The following is an 18,215-nucleotide window of genomic DNA, read 5'->3' as shown; positions in this document are numbered from 1 at the left end:
TTCACCATGTTTATTTTACCGCGTCACCCCCTGGTGACGTGGCAATGGCTGCTGGCTTTTATGCCCGTCAGCGCCATTGCCACACCGGTTTCTCTGCCGCAGGCGCTGGTCGCCGCGCAGGATTATTCCGCCGAGCTTTCCGCCAGCCGCCATCAGATTAATGCGCTGGATAACCGCGCCGATTCGGCCATGCAGTTGCCGGATCCGAAGCTGAAATTTGGTATCGAAAACCTGCCGGTCGGCGGCAACAACGACCGCCGTTTTACCCGCGAAGGCATGACCATGCAACGCATCGGCATCATGCAGGATTACGTCAGTAGCAGTAAGCGCGAGCGGAAAGCCGATACCTTGCGCGCTGAATCGCGGCAGGTGGCGGCTTCCACGCAAAGTATCCGTGCCCGTCTGCAAAGGGACGCCGCGCTGGCCTGGATGGCGCTGGCGATTGGCGAGCAGAACATTCTGCAAATCCGCAGGCTGGTGGATGAAAGCCAGCGGCAAATTGGCGTGCAGCGCGGCGGGGTCAGCAGCGGCAGCGCCCTGCCTGCCTCGGTGCTCGACGCGCGCCTGACGCTCATCGGCATGCAGGACAAACTCACCGAAGCGCAGCGCGACGTCCAGCTGGCGCGCACCCGCCTGAGCCAGCTGACAGGCATCGACAAGCCGGAAATCAACGGCGCTGTTCCGCCGGTCGGCGCGCTACCGGCGGAAGTTCAGCGGGCAGACAGCGTTGATCAGCATCCGGAAATCCTGCAGGCGCGGCGCGAGGCGGAAGTCGCACAATCGAAATCGTCGGAATCAGCGATTGCCGCACTGCCCGACGTCGGCGTTGAGGTGTATTACGCGCACCGTGCCGATGACTATGACGATATGGCGGGCGTGATGTTTACCGTCGATTTGCCGCTGTTTACCGCCTCCCGGCAGGACAAAGACCACGCCGCCGATCAATCGATGGCTATGGAAAGTAACGACCGGCTGGCGCAGCTGGTACGGGATCATCAGGCGCAGCTGACCACGCTTATCGCGCAGTATCAGGCGGCCAGCACCCTGTGGCAGCGGCAAAAAAATGACGTCGTGCCGTTGCAGCAACAGCGCATCAGCGTGATTCAGGCGCAGTACAGCGCCGGAAAAAGCAGCCTGAATGATGTTCTTGATGCCCGCCGTAGCCTGCTCGACAGCCAGCTGGCAGAGCGCAATGCCGAACTTGAGGTTGCCCGCTACTGGGTGGCCCTGCGCTATCTTGCGCCACAGGAGAATCACTGATGACCTCTGCTAAAACTTACAGCCTGCTGGCCGTGGCCATCGCGGCTGCCCTCGCCGCCGGTTATCTTCTCGGGCGTCACAGCCAGCCCGCTGCGGCACATAGCGCCGACGCGCCCGCCGGACGCAAAGTGCTGTACTGGTATGACCCGATGACGCCGGATCAGCGCTTTGACAAGCCCGGTAAATCCCCGTTTATGGACATGGATCTGATGCCGCGTTACGCCGATGAAGTAACCGACGACGCCGGCGTGACGGTCAGCGCGCGCCAGCAGCAAAACCTGGGAATGCGCAGCGAAGCCGTGCAACGCCGCGTAATCTCTGCGCCGCTGAACGTGTATGGCACGGTTACCGCCGACGAACGCAGCTTGCGCACCGTCGCCGCCCGCGCCAGCGGTCTGGTGGAAAAACTCTACGTCGCGGCCAGCCAGCAGCAGGTGAAGAAAGGTCAGAAACTGGCAACGCTGTGGATCCCCGACTGGACTGCCGCGCAGCAGGAATATCTGGCCGTACATCAGCTCGGCGATCACGCCCTGAGCGCCGCCGCCCGTCAGCGGCTGGCGTTACAGTTTATGCCGGAAGACGTACTTAAACGCCTGGACAGCACCGGCCAACCGCAAACCCGTATCGACATTACCGCGCCGGAAGACGGTTACCTGAGCCTGCTGAGCGTGCGTGAAGGCGCGCAGGTCAGCGCCACCCAGCCGCTGTTCGAACTGACCAGCCTGAAACAGGTGTGGATCGTAATGGATTATCCGCCGTCGGCCGCCAGTCAGGTTCATGCGGGAAGTACCGTTACCGCCGGAACAGAAAGCCAGCCGGGGGATCTCTTTCATGGCACGGTCAGTGAACTGCTGCCGGATGTCGATCCGGTCAGCCGCACGCTGAAAGCCCGCGTGGTGATGGATAATCCGCAGCAAAAACTGCGCCCTGGCATGTATCTCACTCTCACGCTGGCCGCCGGGCAACAAGCACCGGTGCTGGCTATTGCGCAGGAAGCGCTGATCCAAACCGGCAGCCGGAACACCGTGCTGCTCGACGACGGCAACGGGCATTTCACGCCGCAGGAGGTAAATATCGGCGCGACGCGCGATGGCTGGACGCAGATCCTTTCCGGCCTTGAAGAGGGCCAGAAAGTGGTGACCTCCGGACAGTTCCTGATCGACTCCGAAGCCAGCCTGCGCAGCGCGCTGCCTGCGGCTTCCGCTTCTGAGCCAGCCGCCTCCGGGCAAAACGTCCCTGCGCACGGAGGTCATTTATGATTGCTTTCGTGATCCGCTGGTCGCTGCGCAACCGGCTGCTGGTCTTACTGGCCGCGCTGATGATGGCCGTCTGGGGCATCTGGTCTTTGCAGAAAGCACCGCTCGATGCCCTGCCGGATTTGTCCGACGTGCAGGTGATCGTGCGCGTCAGTTATCCCGGTAAAGCACCGCAAATCATTGAAGATCAGGTGACTTATCCGCTCACCACCACGCTGCTCTCCGTTCCGGGCGCCAAAACCGTGCGCGGCTTTTCGATGTTTGGCGACGCTTATGTTTACGTGCTGTTCGACGACGGTACCGATCCTTACTGGGCGCGGTCGCGGGTGCTGGAATACCTCAGTCAGGTGCAATCCACGCTACCGGCCGGTGCCAAAGCGTCGCTCGGGCCGGATGCCACCGGCGTCGGCTGGATTTACGAATACGTGTTAGTCGATAAAACCGGTAAACACAGTCTGGAACAGCTGCGCGCGTTGCAGGACTGGACGCTGCGCTATGATCTGAAAACCGTACCCAATGTGTCGGAAGTCGCCAGCATTGGCGGTATGGTACGCCAGTATCAGGTGGTCGCCGATCCGCAGCGGATGCGCGCCCGTGGCGTCACCCATCAGCAGCTGGTGTCAGCCTTGCAAAGCGCCAATCAGGAAAGCAGCGGCTCGCTGCTGGAGATGGGTGAAGCCGAATACATGGTGCGCACCTCCGGTTATCTGAAAAATCTTGAGGATTTTAACAACGTGGTGGTGACGGCCAGCGGCGGCATTCCGGTGCTGCTGTCTGACGTCGCCACCGTTCGCACCGGCCCCGAACTGCGGCGCGGCGTGGCGGAGCTGAACGGTGAAGGCGAAGTTGCCGGCGGCGTGATTGTGATGCGCTCGGGTAAGAACGCGCTGGAAACGCTGAAAGCGGTGAAACGGCGGCTGAATGCCCTGGCGCGCACGCTTCCCGCCGGAGTGGAAATTGTGCCGGTCTACGACCGTCAGCCGCTGATCGAAAGCGCCATCGTGACGTTGTCACATAAACTGCTTGAAGAATTTGCGGTGGTAGCCGTGGTCTGCGCGCTGTTCCTGTTCCACTTCCGCTCGGCGCTGGTGGCGATCATCACCCTGCCGCTCGGCATTCTGGGCGCGTTCATCGTTATGCATTATCAGGGCGTCAGCGCCAACATTATGTCGCTGGGTGGTATTGCCATTGCCATCGGTGCGATGGTCGATGCGGCGATTGTGATGATCGAGAATATGCACAAAGTGCTCGAACAATGGCGGCACGACCATCCGGGGCAAAAGCCGACATCTGCCGATTACTGGCAGGTGTCGGAGCGCGCCGCTACGGAAGTCGGTCCGGCGCTGTTTTGCAGTTTGCTTATCATCACGCTGTCGTTTATTCCGGTGTTTTCACTGGAAGCGCAGGAAGGCCGGATGTTCTCACCGCTGGCGTTCACCAAGACCTACGCGATGGCGGTTTCCGCCGGGCTTGGGATCACGCTGGTGCCGGTGCTGATGGGCTATTTCATTCGCGGGAAAATTCCTGATGAAAACGCCAGCCCAATCAACCGCTGGCTCATTGCAGCCTATCAGCCGGTGCTTTCAGCGGTGCTGAAATACCCGAAAACTACGCTGCTCTTCAGCGGTCTGTTCCTGCTGGTCTCGCTGTATCCGCTGGCAAAGCTCGGCAGCGAATTTATGCCCGCGCTCGACGAAGGGGATTTGCTGTATATGCCGTCCACGCTGCCGGGTATTTCCGCCCGCGAAGCCGCGCGCCTGTTACAGCAAACCGATCGTCTGATCAAAACCGTGCCTGAAGTCGCCAGCGTATTTGGTAAAGCCGGCCGCGCTGACAGCGCCACCGATCCCGCGCCGCTCACCATGATTGAAACCACCATCCGCTTTAAACCGCGTGACCAGTGGCGGCCAGGTATGACACCGGACAAAATCATCACCGAGCTGGATAACGCGGTGAAGTTACCGGGTATTGCCAACGTCTGGGTGCCGCCGATCCGTAACCGGCTGGATATGCTGGCGACCGGTATCAAAAGCCCGGTCGGCATCAAGGTGAATGGCAATAACATTGCACAAATCCAGGCCGTGGCGCAGCAGATTGAGCACATCGTCAAAACCGTGCCGGGCGTCACCTCCGCGCTGGCGGAGCGACTTCAGGGCGGGCGCTATGTCGATATTGATATCAACCGGCGTGAGGCGGCACGTTACGGTGTCACGGTTGCCGAGTTGCAATCGTTAGTTTCCACTCTGGTGGGGGGTGAAAATATCGGAGAAACGCTGGAAGGCCGCGAGCGGTATCCCATTAATCTTCGATATCCGCGTGAGTTGCGCGACAACGTGCAGGCGCTGCGGGATTTACCGGTGCTGACCGCCTCTGGCGCACAGGTGCCGCTCTCGGTGCTGGCGACGGTAAACGTCACCGACGGCCCGCCGATGCTCAAAAGCGAAAACGCCCGTTTGTCAGACTGGATTTATGTCGATCTGCGCGGCCGGGATTTGAAATCCGCCGTCGAAGAGATGCAGCTGGCGGTAAATCAGCAGGTGAAACTGCCGGAGGGCGTGACGGTGAGCTGGTCTGGGCAATTCGAATATCTGGAGCGCGCGACGGCTAAGCTTAAAATCGTTCTGCCATTTACGCTGGCGATCATTTTCGTGCTGCTGTACGTCACTTTCGGTCGCGTGAGGGACGCGTTGCTGATCATGGCGACGCTGCCCTTCGCACTCACCGGTGGTGTCTGGCTGCTGTATCTGCTCAGTTACAATCTGTCGGTCGCTGCCGCCGTAGGTTTTATCGCGCTGGCTGGCGTAGCGGCAGAATTCGGGGTGATTATGGTGCTGTATCTGAATCAGGCGGTGCAGCGCCAGCTGAAAGGCAAAACCGAACTGACGGAAGCTGAATTGTGCGACGCCATTCACCACGGCGCGGTGCTGCGCGTCAGGCCAAAAGCCATGACGGTGGCAACCATTATGGCCGGTTTATTGCCGATCATGTGGGGCGGAGGTACCGGTTCGGAAGTGATGCAGCGTATCGCCGCGCCGATGATCGGCGGGATGCTGAGTGCACCGCTGCTGTCGATGCTGGTAGTACCGGCGGTGTATTTGTTGATGCATCGGCATCGGGGGGGTGCCGGCGGGCGGGGTTGAATCAACATCAAGACCTTGGGGTTGCCACCCAAACTGGCCTTAAGGTCAACACCGTGGGCGTCGGCCCACACCGACTTGGGGGGCGGCCTATCGCCGCCACCCCCCAAGACCCCCCAGGCTCTTTAAAACACGCGCTATCGCTGGGTCGATGGACATGTTCTGTAGCGCCCGCATGTGGCGCAAAACCCTGCCGCTGCGCGGTGCCTTCACTCGGTCTTCGAGCCATAGGTCTCGAAGCCGCTCCGTTCAGCAGGATTTTTTGATCGCGTCATCTCACCATTTTTGAAAACAAATATAGATTGAGCAAAGTGTTTGGTTTTTTGAAATGATCCGAGCGGGTGAAGTTGTGACCTACAAAGCCTGTGGCTGCTTTCAAAAATCACGCCGGAGGAAGAGGTGGAAAACCGCGCGGCTTTCTGCGCGGGTTGTAACCCGACCGGAGAGTACCGCGCAGCGGCGGGATTTTGCGGCAATAGGAGGAATTTCTGAAACAGAGCCGGGATGCATGGCACGTGTTTTAAAGAGCCGGAGATTCTTAAGAGGCGCGGCGATAGGCGCCTCTTAAGGCCGGTTTGGGCGGCAGCCCAAGGTGTTGACCTTAAGGCCGGTTTGGGCGGCAGCCCAAGGTTTTGAATTTAAACTACGATTCCTCCGCCGCCGCGGTAACCCGCGCTAGCGGCTGCTCCAGCACCATCGTCTGCGTCTGACTTAAACTGATCTCCGCAGCCCGCAACATTTTCAGAATTTCATACAACAAGTCACTGCGCGTTCCACCTACCATACGCGGGCTGTTTACGTAGCCGGTGACACTCAACACAATGCCGGTCGGGCCCAGCTCTTTAAAACTCACAGACGGTGGCGGATTTTCCAGAATAGATTCGTGCAGGTTGTAGGCTTCAAGTAACAGCGTGCGTACCTGTTCAGGATCGATGTCTAGCGGGAAGGTCAGCACGATGGTCGCCACGCCCTGCGCGTTACCCATGGTGGCGTTACGCACGTTCTGCGAAATCAGCTGCGAGTTCGGGACGATAACCGTGGATTTATCACTGAGCTGAATTTCCGTGGCGCGAACGTTGATCCGACGAATATCCCCTTCCACACCGCTGATGCTGATCAAATCCCCCACTTTCACCGGACGCTCGGTCAGCAGGATCAGGCCGGAGATGAAGTTCTTCACAATTTCCTGCAAGCCAAAACCGATACCGACCGATAAGGCGCTGACGATCCACGCCAGTTTATTCCACTCGATACCCAACGACGACAGCGTCAGCATGATGATCAGCACGTAACCCACGTTGGTGAACAGCGTCACCAGCGAGGCTCGCATGCCGCGATCCATCATGGTTTTTGGCAGGAAATCATTGTCCAGCCAGCGTTTGGCCGAACGCAGCACGTACCACCCAACCACCAGACAGAGCACGGCATTCACGGCGTGGGCCGGAATGATGTTCAGGCTTTCCAGGCCTTTACCGCCCCAAATGTCGACGATTTTACTCAACAATTCCAGCGGCGTGGTCGTCCCGAAAGTCCCGTTGAGCAGCGCGACCGCGGCCATCAGCAACAGTGCGGTTTTACCTATCGCCGAGAACAGCGTGGCAGCCAGCGACAGATGACGGTCGTTAACGCTCAGCGTGCCTTTAAGGATTTTGCCGCTGTGCGTGGTGTCGGAAAATACGCTTTCACACAAATCCACCCAGAAGTGGATCAGCAGATACAGGCTGCTGACCACCAGACCGATCCACAGCAGTTCGAAGGTCACGAAACGCGCCAGAGGAATGTAACCAATCAGCAGCGCGATAAGAATGACGAACGCCGTCAGGCTGATCAGCAGATGGATAAGCCCGGCGATCGTTGAACGTGCTTCCGTCTGCTCTCCTTCAGCACGCATTTTGCGGCGCATCCGGTTCACACGAACCGGCGCAATCAGACAGTTCAGTGCCACCAGCAACGCCGCTAAGCCATTGCCAAACAAAGTGGCAGCAATGCTCGCCCCGACCAGATTATTCAGCTGTTCAATAATGCCGAACAGGAAAATAAAGGACGCCAGCAGGACGGGGAATAACCCCAGCGTTTTCGCCAGCGGATCGGCAATGCCTGGCAAACGCCATGAAGGATGGCTGTTCGACAGCAGCGCGATCCCCAGACCGGCGATCACTGCGGAGAAATAGGTCAGCTCCACCAGTTGTTCGGCAAACTCATTCACCCATTGTGAGGTCTCTGGCAGACGCGTGAAGATGTAACAAAGCAGCTGCACGCTGATGCCCAGCGTAAAAGTGGTGCTCAGCGTGGTAAAACACGCGAGGAAACTGCGGCGAAAACGCCCGTGCGGCAACCAGCGCGGCAGGATCCAGTTCATCGGACGATCCAGCGTCTTGCGTCCGAACAGGCCAATCACCAGTGCCAGCAGCAGATAAATACCGGTGCCCACCCGCCAGTCTTCGCTCCATGCCTGCGTCCAGGCGTCATGCACCTGTGAACCGAAATCATCGAAACGCGCGGCATCGTCATCATTAGGCGTAATCAGCGGTGACCAGAAATTACCGCCAAGAATGCTGCCGGTATTAAGTGCGATTTGGGTTTTCAGCGCATCACGGCGCATGCCGGAAATCTGGGAAGACAGGTTCCGCGCACCGGTCGCGATGCCTTTGGTTTGTTCGATCTGCGTGGTCAGGAGCGTCTTGCTGTTATTGAGCTTGTTTCGCTGGCTGACCACCTGAGGCGTTTCAGTCAGTGTGCCTGCCGCCGGGGCCGGACCGAGAACGTCCAGCTGCGCCTGCACTTCTTCGAGCTGCGGGGTCAGCGCCACGGCCAGTTTGTCAGCATCTTCGGCGAGCTTTTGCGCGGCGTCGTTCAGGCCGGTGAATTTCTTGTCGGTTTTGGCTGCCGAGACCTGTTGTTTCAGCTGATCCAGGCGTTTTTGCAGCGCAGGCAACGCCGTACTGGCGTTCACTTTGACCGGTTGAGCCGCCGCCGGTTGCCCGGTCGCTTCATCAGCCTGACTCAGCGCGGGGGTCATCATCAGACATGACAACAATGCCAGTAACAGCGGCATTCTTAACAATTTTTGCATAGAAAAAGGGTTCCGGAAGTTCGGGGGATTATTGTTTTTGACTCTGCGGCTAAGAATACCTGTTCTTAGTGGGAAAAGTAGTAGGGATTGTCTGTTTGTCAGCGTTGATAATTAAGCGGACAGCACGCAGGCGCGCACTGTCCGTGCGGATCAGTTCGGTTTACCCAACATTTGTCTTAAGATCGCGGCAGAATCGGCAGGCTGTAACGCCAGAATACCGGAATAGAGGCTGATGGAAATCTCGCACACTTTCTCACGATCAACATCCGGCTTAGTCAGGTCGCTGAACATCTGCAACTGGTCGCCGTACATGTTTCCGAGCGCCTGACGCACCGGCGCCATCATCAGGATGACTTTTTCGGTACTGACGGCGGCAGGGAACTCTTTCTGATCCGGGCCGGTCGCCAGCAGTAAATCATTCATGGTGCTGAGATCTTTACGGAATAACGCCGGCGGCAGCACTTCTGCCGTGTTCACCCCGCCGCTGACCTGCGGATAAAGAAACTTGAAGCAGGTGCCGTCTTTGCGCGCCAGCAGGGTTTGCATCTCTTCAAGATTGACCTGCATGGCCGCATTCACAGCGGCATCCGGCGCATGAGCAATGCGTTTCGACAGCAGTTCGGACACCATCGGTTTCACCGTATCAATGGCTTCCTGCTGCGGTTTGCCGTCTTTTTTCATGGTCAGAATGTGGCTGCGGATCTGCGTATACAGCGCGGGTTCCTGCGCTTTGATGGTGCCGTACAGCGGCAGTTCAGCGAGCGCCTGATCGATTTTCTGCTCTTCGCTTTCCCCCATAACGCGCGGCTTGATCACTGCACCCCACAGAATATTGCCGCCGATGATGAGCACTAAAAACAGGATAATACCGGGCAGGCGACCTATTTTTCCTTTTTTGTGTAAAAGGCTGATCAACGAGCCCAATACCACACCGCTGATGCCCCACACCATCACTTCATTCCAGTTCATGACTTTTCCTTTATGTCGAAAAAACGGCGCTTAAAGGCCGATTTGTGCGACTGCATCAAGGCTGGCGTCAGCGCGATCCTGCCCGTGCAGCTCTTTAAGTTTGCCCTGTCGCATTTCCAGAAGACGATCGGCGTGTTCAAAATAGTGATCATCGTGGCTGATTGCCAGTACGGTTTTGCCCATATCGCGCAACTGAGGTAACAGTTCGCGGTAGAACGTACGGCGGAACTGCGGATCCTGATCGGCGGCCCATTCATCGAGCAACAGGAAATCACGCCCTTCTGCCGCTGCCAGCAACAGCGCGACACGTTTACGCTGCCCGGCGGAAAGTTGCAGATTGGTCACTTCGCTGCCGCTGAACTGGAGTTTTTCTTTCATTTTCAGGCGTTGCAACCAGTCTTCGACCAGCAGCGGATCCGGCGTCTGCCCCTGCGGGCCCATCAGCTGGCCGAACAGGTGGAAATCGGTGAACACTGCTGAGAAAATCTGGCGATATTGTTCGACGTTCTGCGCCGTGACCGGCACGCCGTCGAGCAGAATTTGCCCGGAACGCGGCTGATAGAGGCCAGTCAGCAGCATCGCCATGGTCGATTTGCCACTGCCGTTGCCGCCTATCAGGAATACCAATTCACCACGAGTAATGGTCAGATTGAGCGGGCCGACGCCAAAACCGGCGCTTTCTTCTTTGCCCTCATAGCTGAAGACCAGATCGCGCAGCTCCAGCGACTGCCAGCGCGCAGGCGCTAACGGCGGCGTAAACGCTTCGTCGTATTCCGCCAGCTTCAGGGCTTTCAGTTTACCGAATGCCACCTGAGCGCTGAGCAGCGTCGGCAGTGCGCCCACCGCCTGCAACATCGGCGTACGCAGGAACAGCAGCGTCAGGGAATAGGTTGCAGCGACGTCGGTATTCGACCAGCCGAGCGTATTGGCCATAAAGAATACCAGGCCTATCGCGCCCAACATCATGATATTCGACCAGTTTACGGCACTCAGGTGGAAGGTATCGGCGCGGATAATGTGATGGCGATACTCTTCGGCGTCTTTACGATAGACATCATCAAACAGGTGGCGGGCGCGCTCGCGGTTCAGCGCCAGCTCTTTGCGCCCTTCGATCACCTTCTGGTAATCGGTTTGCAGTTTGTCTTCCGCGTCGCGCACTTTCGCCAGATGGCTGTAAACGTGCGAGACCAGTTTGAAGCCGCCGACAATGGTGATGATCAGCCAGACGACTGTCACCAGCAGCATTTCCGGCGACAGCCACGCGAGATACGCCGCACAGCCGATGGTCAGGATAATCCCCTGCACCAGCTCCGGCAGACGCACAAATGCCAGTGTGATGTTACGGATATCGCTGCCGAGGCTGGCAAGCAGTTGCGCATTGCCGATCTGCTCAATGCGCTCAATATCGGTATCTAAAATACGTTTGATGAACTGCCCGCGCAGGCGGTAGATGAAGTGATGTCCGAGAATGGTCAGGGCAAGCTGGGAGCCGAGCGTCACCGCCATCAGCAACAAAAGTAATCCAAGAAACTCCGGTAAGACCATCAGTGAAGCGTTCGTGGTTTCAATCAGTTTAAGATTGATAAAAGCGATCAGGCCAATGCCCAGTACGGCGCTGAGCAGGCTCAGCAACATGACGCCTAAAAAAGGCCAGCGATACTGCTTAAAAACGACGCGTAACAACTCCATGAAATGCTCTCATTATAAATGCCGGAAAACGGATTGCAGGCAGTTTAATGAGACCTTGTGTCATATCAAGAATAATTCTCATTTTATCAACTTACTGCCACATCCGGAAAAAAAGCTGACAGCCCGCTTTTCGCTTCCTACACTGGGGCAATGGATAAAGAACAAGAACTTCGCCGAAGTAAACGTAACGCACTGGGGCTGCTGCTGATTGCTGCGGCCCTGTTTGTCATCACCCTCTTTTTGCCGCCGAACTTCTGGGTTTCCGGGCTGAAAGCCATTTCCGAAGCCGCAATGGTCGGCGCCATGGCCGACTGGTTCGCCGTTGTGGCGCTGTTTCGCCGTGTGCCGGTACCGTTTGTCTCAGCACATACGGCGATCATCCCCAGAAATAAAGACAAAATCGCCGACAATCTGGCGGTCTTCGTGCAGGATAAATTCCTCGCGCCCGCGACCCTGATTAACCTGATACGCCAGCATGACCCGGCACAGATGCTCACCGAGTGGCTGAATGCGCCAGACAACGCGCAGCGTTTCGCCAAATATGCGGTGAAGATGATCCGTGGCTTTCTGGATGTTACCGATGACCAGCGCATCGCACAGCTTATTCGCCGCGCGATATATCGTGTGATCGACAAAATCGACCTCTCGGCCTCCATTGCCACGCTGCTGGAAAGCCTGACCAAAAATGGCCGCCATCAGGAATTGCTGGATCAGGCAATGGATCAGCTGGAGATTCTGCTGGCCAAAGACAGTACACGGGCGTTTATTTCTGCGCAGATCGTAGGCTGGATGAAACGCGAACATCCGCTGACGGCCAAACTTCTGCCGACCGGCTGGCTGGGGCGCAACGGCGCGGATATGGTCTCTAATGCGGTGAATTCGGTGCTCGACGATATGGGTAACGATAAAACCCACGCCTTCCGCAAAGGGTTTGATCGCTCGGTTGAGAGCTTTATCTGGAAACTGCAAAACGATCCGGCGACCGCGCAGAAAGCCGAAGAAATTAAACAATATCTGAAAGATGACGAGAAGCTGAACGCCTACGTACTGCAACTGTGGGGCGATATGCGCAACTGGCTGAAAGAGGATTTAGAAAGTGAGGATTCGCGGGTATTGGCCAAAGTCACCGAGTCCGGCCAGTGGCTGGGTAACGCGCTGGCGCAGGATGAAAAACTGCGATCATCGCTGAATCTGCAAATGGAAACCATCGCCGGGAAAGTCGCGCCGGACTTCGCCGCATTCCTCACCCGCCACATCAGTGATACGGTCAAAGGCTGGGATCCGCGCGATATGTCACGCCAGATTGAGCTGAACATCGGCAAGGATTTACAGTTTATCCGCATTAACGGCACGCTGGTCGGTGCATTTATCGGGCTGGTGCTGTATCTGCTCTCGCAACTGCCGGTGGTATTGCCATGGGTGATGGCAAGATTTTAGACATTGAAGTCACACATAGCGTGTCCGTTGCGGTGAAAACAGGCAGACCGTAAAGACGCCGTGAAATCATCCCTGATGGCGCGGACGCTTTACTCTTCTGCCTGTCTTCACTTTCGGAGTGAGTTTTTAAAAGCCCGTAAATCTACTTCACAGACTTACTGAACGCATCCACGGCCAGAATCGCATTGGCGACGTCTTCCGGTGACAGGTTGTGATTGAGGTTGCCAAGCGTGTCGCCATCCCCGCCAGCCAGCGCCCCCACTTTCACCAGATTGGCGAAAGATTCGTTTTCCAGATGCATTTCTTTCAGCGTGGTCGGCATTTTGATCGCGCGGTAGAAACGCACGTACTTCGCGATTTCGTCATCCGGACGCTGTTCGAGCACCATCTGCGTCAGCGTGCCATAAGCGACTTTTTCGCCGTGCGTCAGGTGATGAATATCACCGGAAATCGCCGTAAATCCGTTGTGGATCGCATGCGCGCCAGCCAGACCGGCGTTTTCAAAGCCCAGACCCGACAGCAGCGTGTTGGCCTCGACGACCGCTTCCACCGCAGGCGTGACCAGCTTTTGCTCGACGGCGGTATAGGCGCTGTAGCCATAAGTCAGCAGCGTTTTTTCACAGGCTTCGGCAATCGCCATGCCGGCAATGGTCGGGTCACCGCCCACCATTGAGTGTGAATGGGAACGTAATACCGCCTGCGCCTCGACAAAGGTCGCCAGGCCGTCAGCGATACCGGAAGCGAACAGACGTACCGGAGCCTGCGCGCAGACGTGGGTATCGACCAGTACCAGATCCGGGTTTTTATTGTAGAAACGGTAGGAGTCGAATACACCTTCATCAGTGTAAATGACCGAGAGCGCACTGCATGGCGCATCGGTGGAGGCGACGGTCGGGACGATCACCACGTTTTGTTTGAGCTCATCGGCGATGGCTTTTACGGTATCAAGGGTTTTACCGCCCCCGAGACCGACCACCACCTGCGTACCGGCATCACGCGCAATGCCTGCAAGGCGGGTAATTTCGCTGGCAGAGGCTTCACCGTTAAAACGCTCGTAATGGAATTCGACCTGCTCTTTTTTCAGTGACGCCTTGACGCGCTCGCCGATAATGCCCCAGACCACGTCATCAGCAATCAGGAAAGATTTGCCGCCAAGCGCTGGCAGATATTCTCCCAACTCATCCAGCACACCACTTCCCTGAACGTATTTTCCTGGCGAAGAAAAGATAAATTTACTCATGATAAAAACCTCTTTTCGTAGACAATGTTGATGTGAATGACTTTTCCGAGAGTACCGCAGCCCGCGCGCCGCGCCCACCCTTTTAATTCACATTAACAGCATGACTCGCAAAGAAAATTTATCTGTTATCAGGATGATTTATGCCGCTGCGCAGAATAGCCAACTGATGAATTAATCACCAAAAAGGACTATTCGAATTTGCAACCAATATGACATGCTTTGTTAGGTTTTAACTATCAAATGCATAAACACCACCCACTTTCACTTATCAATCTTTCCCGTAGAATGCACTTCATTGGCAGCACGTCGTAAGCAAGGGTAAGTCGTTTCAAGTCAGCCAGCTTGCTGTTAGCCACACCTTTATTAACTTCTGAAATGAATGAGGAACAGCATGTATAACTTTCAGCGTTACAACGCCAAAGAACTGGCCCTGGCCTATATGAGCAGCAAACCACACGATTTCTCGCCACACGAATTCTTGCAACAACTGAAAGAAGTCGAAAAGTCTTTCGACGCGGCGCTGAGAAATCCTCAGCAACAACCGCAAACAGGCATGCTGGTTAAGGCGTTCTGATTGCCGTCTTCGCCTTAGTCAGTGCAGTGCTCTTGTTTTACCCAAAGACAAGAAGGTAGAAAGCAAAAAAGCCCCGAGCGAATCGGGGCTTTTTTGTTTTTGTCGAACTCAATACGCCTTAGCGCATTTGTCGGTCATCAATATACTTTCTGTTTTCCGGCGCTGGCGGGAAGTACTGATATAGCCAGGTTTCAGACAGCGCGGTCTGGCCGGAGCGCAGGAACATGCGCAGCTCAACGGGCGCGACAGAATCGCTGTCCGGATACCAGTCGAACAGGATCCGATAACCGTCAAACGGCTGCACGTATAAGATTTCGATATTCTGAATTTTACCGTGCGAAACGTTGATCACCGGCTCAATACCTTTGTCGGCAAAGGCTTTCAGCTCACCGCCCACAAAATCTATGGCAAAACGACGCGCCCAGACCGCCGGATAGTTTTCACCCGGTGCCCAGCCTTCGGGGAATCCGCCCATCCCGGTTCGGGTTGCCAGTACGTTCGCCAGCGGGCTGCGGTGCGGCGGCGTACCACTCCAGAACAGTTTATAGCTGAAACTGAACTCGGCTCCGGCTTTGACCGGTGTTTCCGGTTGCCAGAAGCACACGACGTTATCGAGCGTTTCGCCAGTGGTCGGGATTTCCATCAGGTTAACAGCGCCCTTCCCCCAGTCCCCCACAGGCTCAACCCACAGGCTTGGCCGCTTGTTGTACCAGCCAATCACGTCCTGATAATTGTTGAACTCGTGATCGAGTTGCAGCAGACCGAACCCTTTCGGGCTGTTATCGGCGAAGGCGTTAAATTGCAGACGCTTCGGGTTATTTAGCGGACGACAGATCCATTCACCGTTGCCGGTCCACATTTGCAGGCGGTCAGAGTCATGGATTTGCGGATGAATGGTGTCACAGCGACCGCGCTCGCTGGTGCCGCAGCTGAACATGCTGGTCATCGGCGAGATACCCAACTGTTTGATGTCTTCACGAGCATGAAGATGGTTTTCAATTTCCATCACCACGCGGGTCGGTTCACAGTGGATCACGAATTTATAGGCACCGGTGATACTCGGGCCATCCAGCAGTGCATACACGGTGAAGGTGGTGTCGCCCGGTTTCGGCGTATCGAACCAGAATGCAGTGAAATCCGGGAACTCTTCTGGCTGATCGGTAAAGGTATCCACCGCCACGCCGCGCGCCGAAAGACCGTACTGATAAGTATCGTCCACCGCACGGAAATAACTGGCCCCCAGGAAAGACACTACGTCGCGACGCGTCAGTTCAGGCGCTTTGTTCACCTTAAAACCGGCAAAGCCGAGGTTGGAAAAACCTTCAAGCTGTTGGGTATCTACGCCCGCATCGTGATAGTTGAAAAGTTCAGGGCGAAAGTGGATTTCGCGCGACAGATGCTTCACCGGATCGACAGAATACATGCGCACACGGCGTTTGAAACCCATACCCACGTGGAACAGCTCGACGTCCAGCTGCCGGTCCTGAAGACCGTTCCACAGCGAATGGGCGTGATCGTACTGAATGGCGTTGTACGCCTGCGGCGTCAGCTCGGCCAGCGTTTTAGGTAAAGGAAGCGGCGCACCGCCGTAAGGTTTGTCTGCTAAGTCCTTCGCCATTTTTTGCAGGGCGTTGAAATCAAACGGCAGTTCGCCACCGTCAGCCACATTCGCCTCTGCCGCCTCAGCGGAACGGGTGAACAGTGTGGACATAGCCGGCACACCGCACCAGGCGGCAAATGCCATTGATGCTTGAATAAATGCTCTTCGTTTCATGCCAGAATCGTTTCCTGTACTGGGCAAAAAATCTGGGGACATCGCCTCAGGGCGCCGCCCCCGCGGTGTTCAAAAATTTCGACCCTAAGGCTAACGTAAAATTCACACGCCGAGTATAAGAAATTGAATGCATTCAGCTAATATTTTGCTTGTAAAAGTAAGCACATCACACAGCGCTCAACCCCCGTGCGTCAGGGGCTGAGCGTATTTTCAGAAACGCTGGTTTAAAGCATCTCATGTGCGCTGTTTTGGTGCGGAGAGAGCGGGTGTTTTAGGAGCATTCTGTGGTGGGCACCGGGATATACCGCTTAATTCTTAACTACTCACTCCCTTATTTGGCGCACACTGCTCAAAATGTTATAAATTTGTAAATGCAAATCTCTCAAAACAGTTGCCCCGCACTCAGGAGTTCCAGCATGTCCAGTGAGATCATCCGGGAAAAGACCCGCGAACTTTACGCACAGCTGACCGGTGTGCAGTCCCTGCCCGCCGCACTGGCTGTCACCGGCGATGGAAGTCTGCCGTCTTACTATCCGGTGACGCCACTGGTCTCTGCTTCGGTCGCGGTGGCGGCACAGGCGTTATCGCATTTACTGTCCCTTCGCGACGGCAGCACAGATGCCGTAACCGTTGACCGGCGGCTGGCGTCGTTGTGGTGTAAGAGCAGCCTGAAACCTGATGGCTGGGCGCTTCCTCCTGCGTGGGACAGTCTGGCGGGGGACTACGCCACCGCCGACGGATGGATCCGTTTGCACACCAACGCGCCAGCGCATCGCAAAGTGGTGAAAACGGTGCTGGGTAAAGCGAACAACCGCGAGGAGCTGGAGCCGCGGGTGGCGAAGTGGAAGAAAGCGGAGCTGGAACAGGCTGTGGTACAGGCCGGAGGTTGTGCGGCGCAGATGTTTAGCACAGAGGAATGGCAACAGCATGTACAAGGAAAATCTGTGGGAATTGAGCCGTTGTTTCAGCGTTCACTTTCCCTGCCCGCCGCTTCGCCAAAGTGGGCATTAGATCGCGAGCGGCCGCTGGCGGGCGTTCGCATTCTGGATCTCACACGAATTATCGCCGGTCCGGTCGCCACACGTTTTCTGGCCGGGCTGGGCGCGGATGTGCTGCGCATCGATCCCTTTGGTTGGGACGAACCGGGTCAGGAGGCGGACGTCACGCTGGGTAAACACTGCGCACGGCTGAATCTGCATAATCCGCAGGACAGACATCGCTTTGAAGCGTTGCTGGGTGAGGCCGACGTGATTGTTCACGGTTACCGCGCCGGGGCGCTGCACAAACTCGGCTACGGCAGCGAGCAGCGGCGTACGCTGTCGCCTGGTCTGGTGGATGTTTGTCTGAATGCGTACGGCTGGAACGGCCCGTGGCGCGAACGTCGCGGGTTCGACAGTCTGGTGCAAATGAGCTGCGGAATTGCGGCTCACGGTATGCGGGAATCGGGCAGAGATAAACCGGTGCCACTGCCGGTTCAGGCACTGGACCACATTACAGGATACCTGATGGCGGCGGCGGTGATTCAGGGTCTGGCGCAGCGCGTTGAAACGCATCAGGGCAGTGAAACGCGGTTATCGCTGGCGCGGACAGCACGTGAACTGACGGCGTTCGATGTGGATGATGCTGCGCAGCAACCGCTGATTGACGCAGCACGTGCAGATGACTTTTCGCCGCAACCTGAGCACACCGTCTGGGGCGCAGGCTGGCGGTTGCTTTCCCCTGTTTCGCTCACCGGAACCTTATGGCGCTGGAGTCTGCCAGCGTCTCCGCTCGGCTCTTCCCCGGCCAGCTGGCAGAAAGTGTAGT

General features: G+C 56.7%; 11 protein-coding genes. 6 read left to right on the top strand and 5 right to left on the bottom strand.

Going from position 1 to position 18,215, the window contains the following annotated elements:
• Nucleotides 1-6 precede the first annotated feature (6 nt).
• Genes ACMHLI_RS06460 through ACMHLI_RS06450 form a run of 3 tightly spaced genes read left to right on the top strand, consistent with a single transcriptional unit; the run spans nt 7 to nt 5,656 of the window.
• Nucleotides 7-1,260, top strand: a complete 1,254-nt coding sequence (locus ACMHLI_RS06460; protein ID WP_413528727.1) for a TolC family protein — start codon at nt 7-9, stop codon at nt 1,258-1,260.
• On the top strand, nt 1,260-2,519 hold the full coding sequence (locus ACMHLI_RS06455; RefSeq protein WP_413528726.1) for an efflux RND transporter periplasmic adaptor subunit: 1,260 nt from the start codon (nt 1,260-1,262) through the stop codon (nt 2,517-2,519). The genes ACMHLI_RS06460 and ACMHLI_RS06455 overlap by 1 nt, the downstream gene beginning before the upstream one ends.
• Complete coding sequence (locus tag ACMHLI_RS06450) at nt 2,516-5,656, top strand: efflux RND transporter permease subunit (RefSeq protein ID WP_413528725.1); 3,141 nt, start codon at nt 2,516-2,518, stop codon at nt 5,654-5,656. Before ACMHLI_RS06455 ends, ACMHLI_RS06450 begins: the two co-directional genes overlap by 4 nt.
• A 640-nt stretch (nt 5,657-6,296) precedes the next feature.
• On the opposite strand, the gene ACMHLI_RS06445 is transcribed toward ACMHLI_RS06450, so the two are convergent.
• From ACMHLI_RS06445 to ACMHLI_RS06435, 3 genes are all read right to left on the bottom strand, one after another.
• Nucleotides 6,297-8,726, bottom strand: coding sequence for a DUF3772 domain-containing protein (locus ACMHLI_RS06445; RefSeq protein ID WP_413528724.1), 2,430 nt, complete (start codon nt 8,724-8,726; stop codon nt 6,297-6,299).
• 150 nt (nt 8,727-8,876) lie between these two features.
• Nucleotides 8,877-9,695, bottom strand: a complete 819-nt coding sequence (locus tag ACMHLI_RS06440; RefSeq protein WP_413528723.1) for a hypothetical protein — start codon at nt 9,693-9,695, stop codon at nt 8,877-8,879.
• A 30-nt stretch (nt 9,696-9,725) separates the two neighbouring features.
• Nucleotides 9,726-11,384 carry a multidrug ABC transporter permease/ATP-binding protein gene (locus tag ACMHLI_RS06435; protein WP_413528722.1) on the bottom strand — a complete coding sequence of 553 codons (1,659 nt, stop codon included), beginning with the start codon at nt 11,382-11,384 and terminating at the stop codon, nt 9,726-9,728.
• 150 nt (nt 11,385-11,534) lie between these two features.
• Between ACMHLI_RS06435 and ACMHLI_RS06430 the strand changes: the two genes are divergently transcribed.
• Complete coding sequence (locus ACMHLI_RS06430) at nt 11,535-12,821, top strand: DUF445 domain-containing protein (RefSeq protein ID WP_413528721.1); 1,287 nt, start codon at nt 11,535-11,537, stop codon at nt 12,819-12,821.
• A 142-nt stretch (nt 12,822-12,963) separates the two neighbouring features.
• Here the strand turns inward: ACMHLI_RS06430 and ACMHLI_RS06425 are convergent, their stop codons facing one another.
• Complete coding sequence (locus ACMHLI_RS06425; protein WP_413528720.1) at nt 12,964-14,061, bottom strand: glycerol dehydrogenase; 1,098 nt, start codon at nt 14,059-14,061, stop codon at nt 12,964-12,966.
• A 391-nt stretch (nt 14,062-14,452) separates the two neighbouring features.
• Between ACMHLI_RS06425 and ACMHLI_RS06420 the strand changes: the two genes are divergently transcribed.
• Complete coding sequence (locus ACMHLI_RS06420; RefSeq protein ID WP_413528719.1) at nt 14,453-14,635, top strand: hypothetical protein; 183 nt, start codon at nt 14,453-14,455, stop codon at nt 14,633-14,635.
• Between the two features lie 118 nt (nt 14,636-14,753).
• On the opposite strand, the gene ACMHLI_RS06415 is transcribed toward ACMHLI_RS06420, so the two are convergent.
• Nucleotides 14,754-16,409, bottom strand: coding sequence for a glucan biosynthesis protein D (locus tag ACMHLI_RS06415; RefSeq protein WP_413528718.1), 1,656 nt, complete (start codon nt 16,407-16,409; stop codon nt 14,754-14,756).
• 416 nt (nt 16,410-16,825) lie between these two features.
• On the opposite strand from ACMHLI_RS06415, the gene ACMHLI_RS06410 reads away from it, so the two are divergent.
• Nucleotides 16,826-18,214, top strand: a complete 1,389-nt coding sequence (locus tag ACMHLI_RS06410; protein ID WP_413528717.1) for a CoA transferase — start codon at nt 16,826-16,828, stop codon at nt 18,212-18,214.
• The last annotated feature ends 1 nt before the right edge of the window (nt 18,215 follow it).

This window comes from Rahnella inusitata (assembly GCF_965118895.1).
GTDB lineage: Bacteria > Pseudomonadota > Gammaproteobacteria > Enterobacterales > Enterobacteriaceae > Rahnella > Rahnella inusitata_A.
Note: the sequence above shows the minus strand (reverse complement) of the source record. Positions and strands in the feature narration are given on the sequence as shown.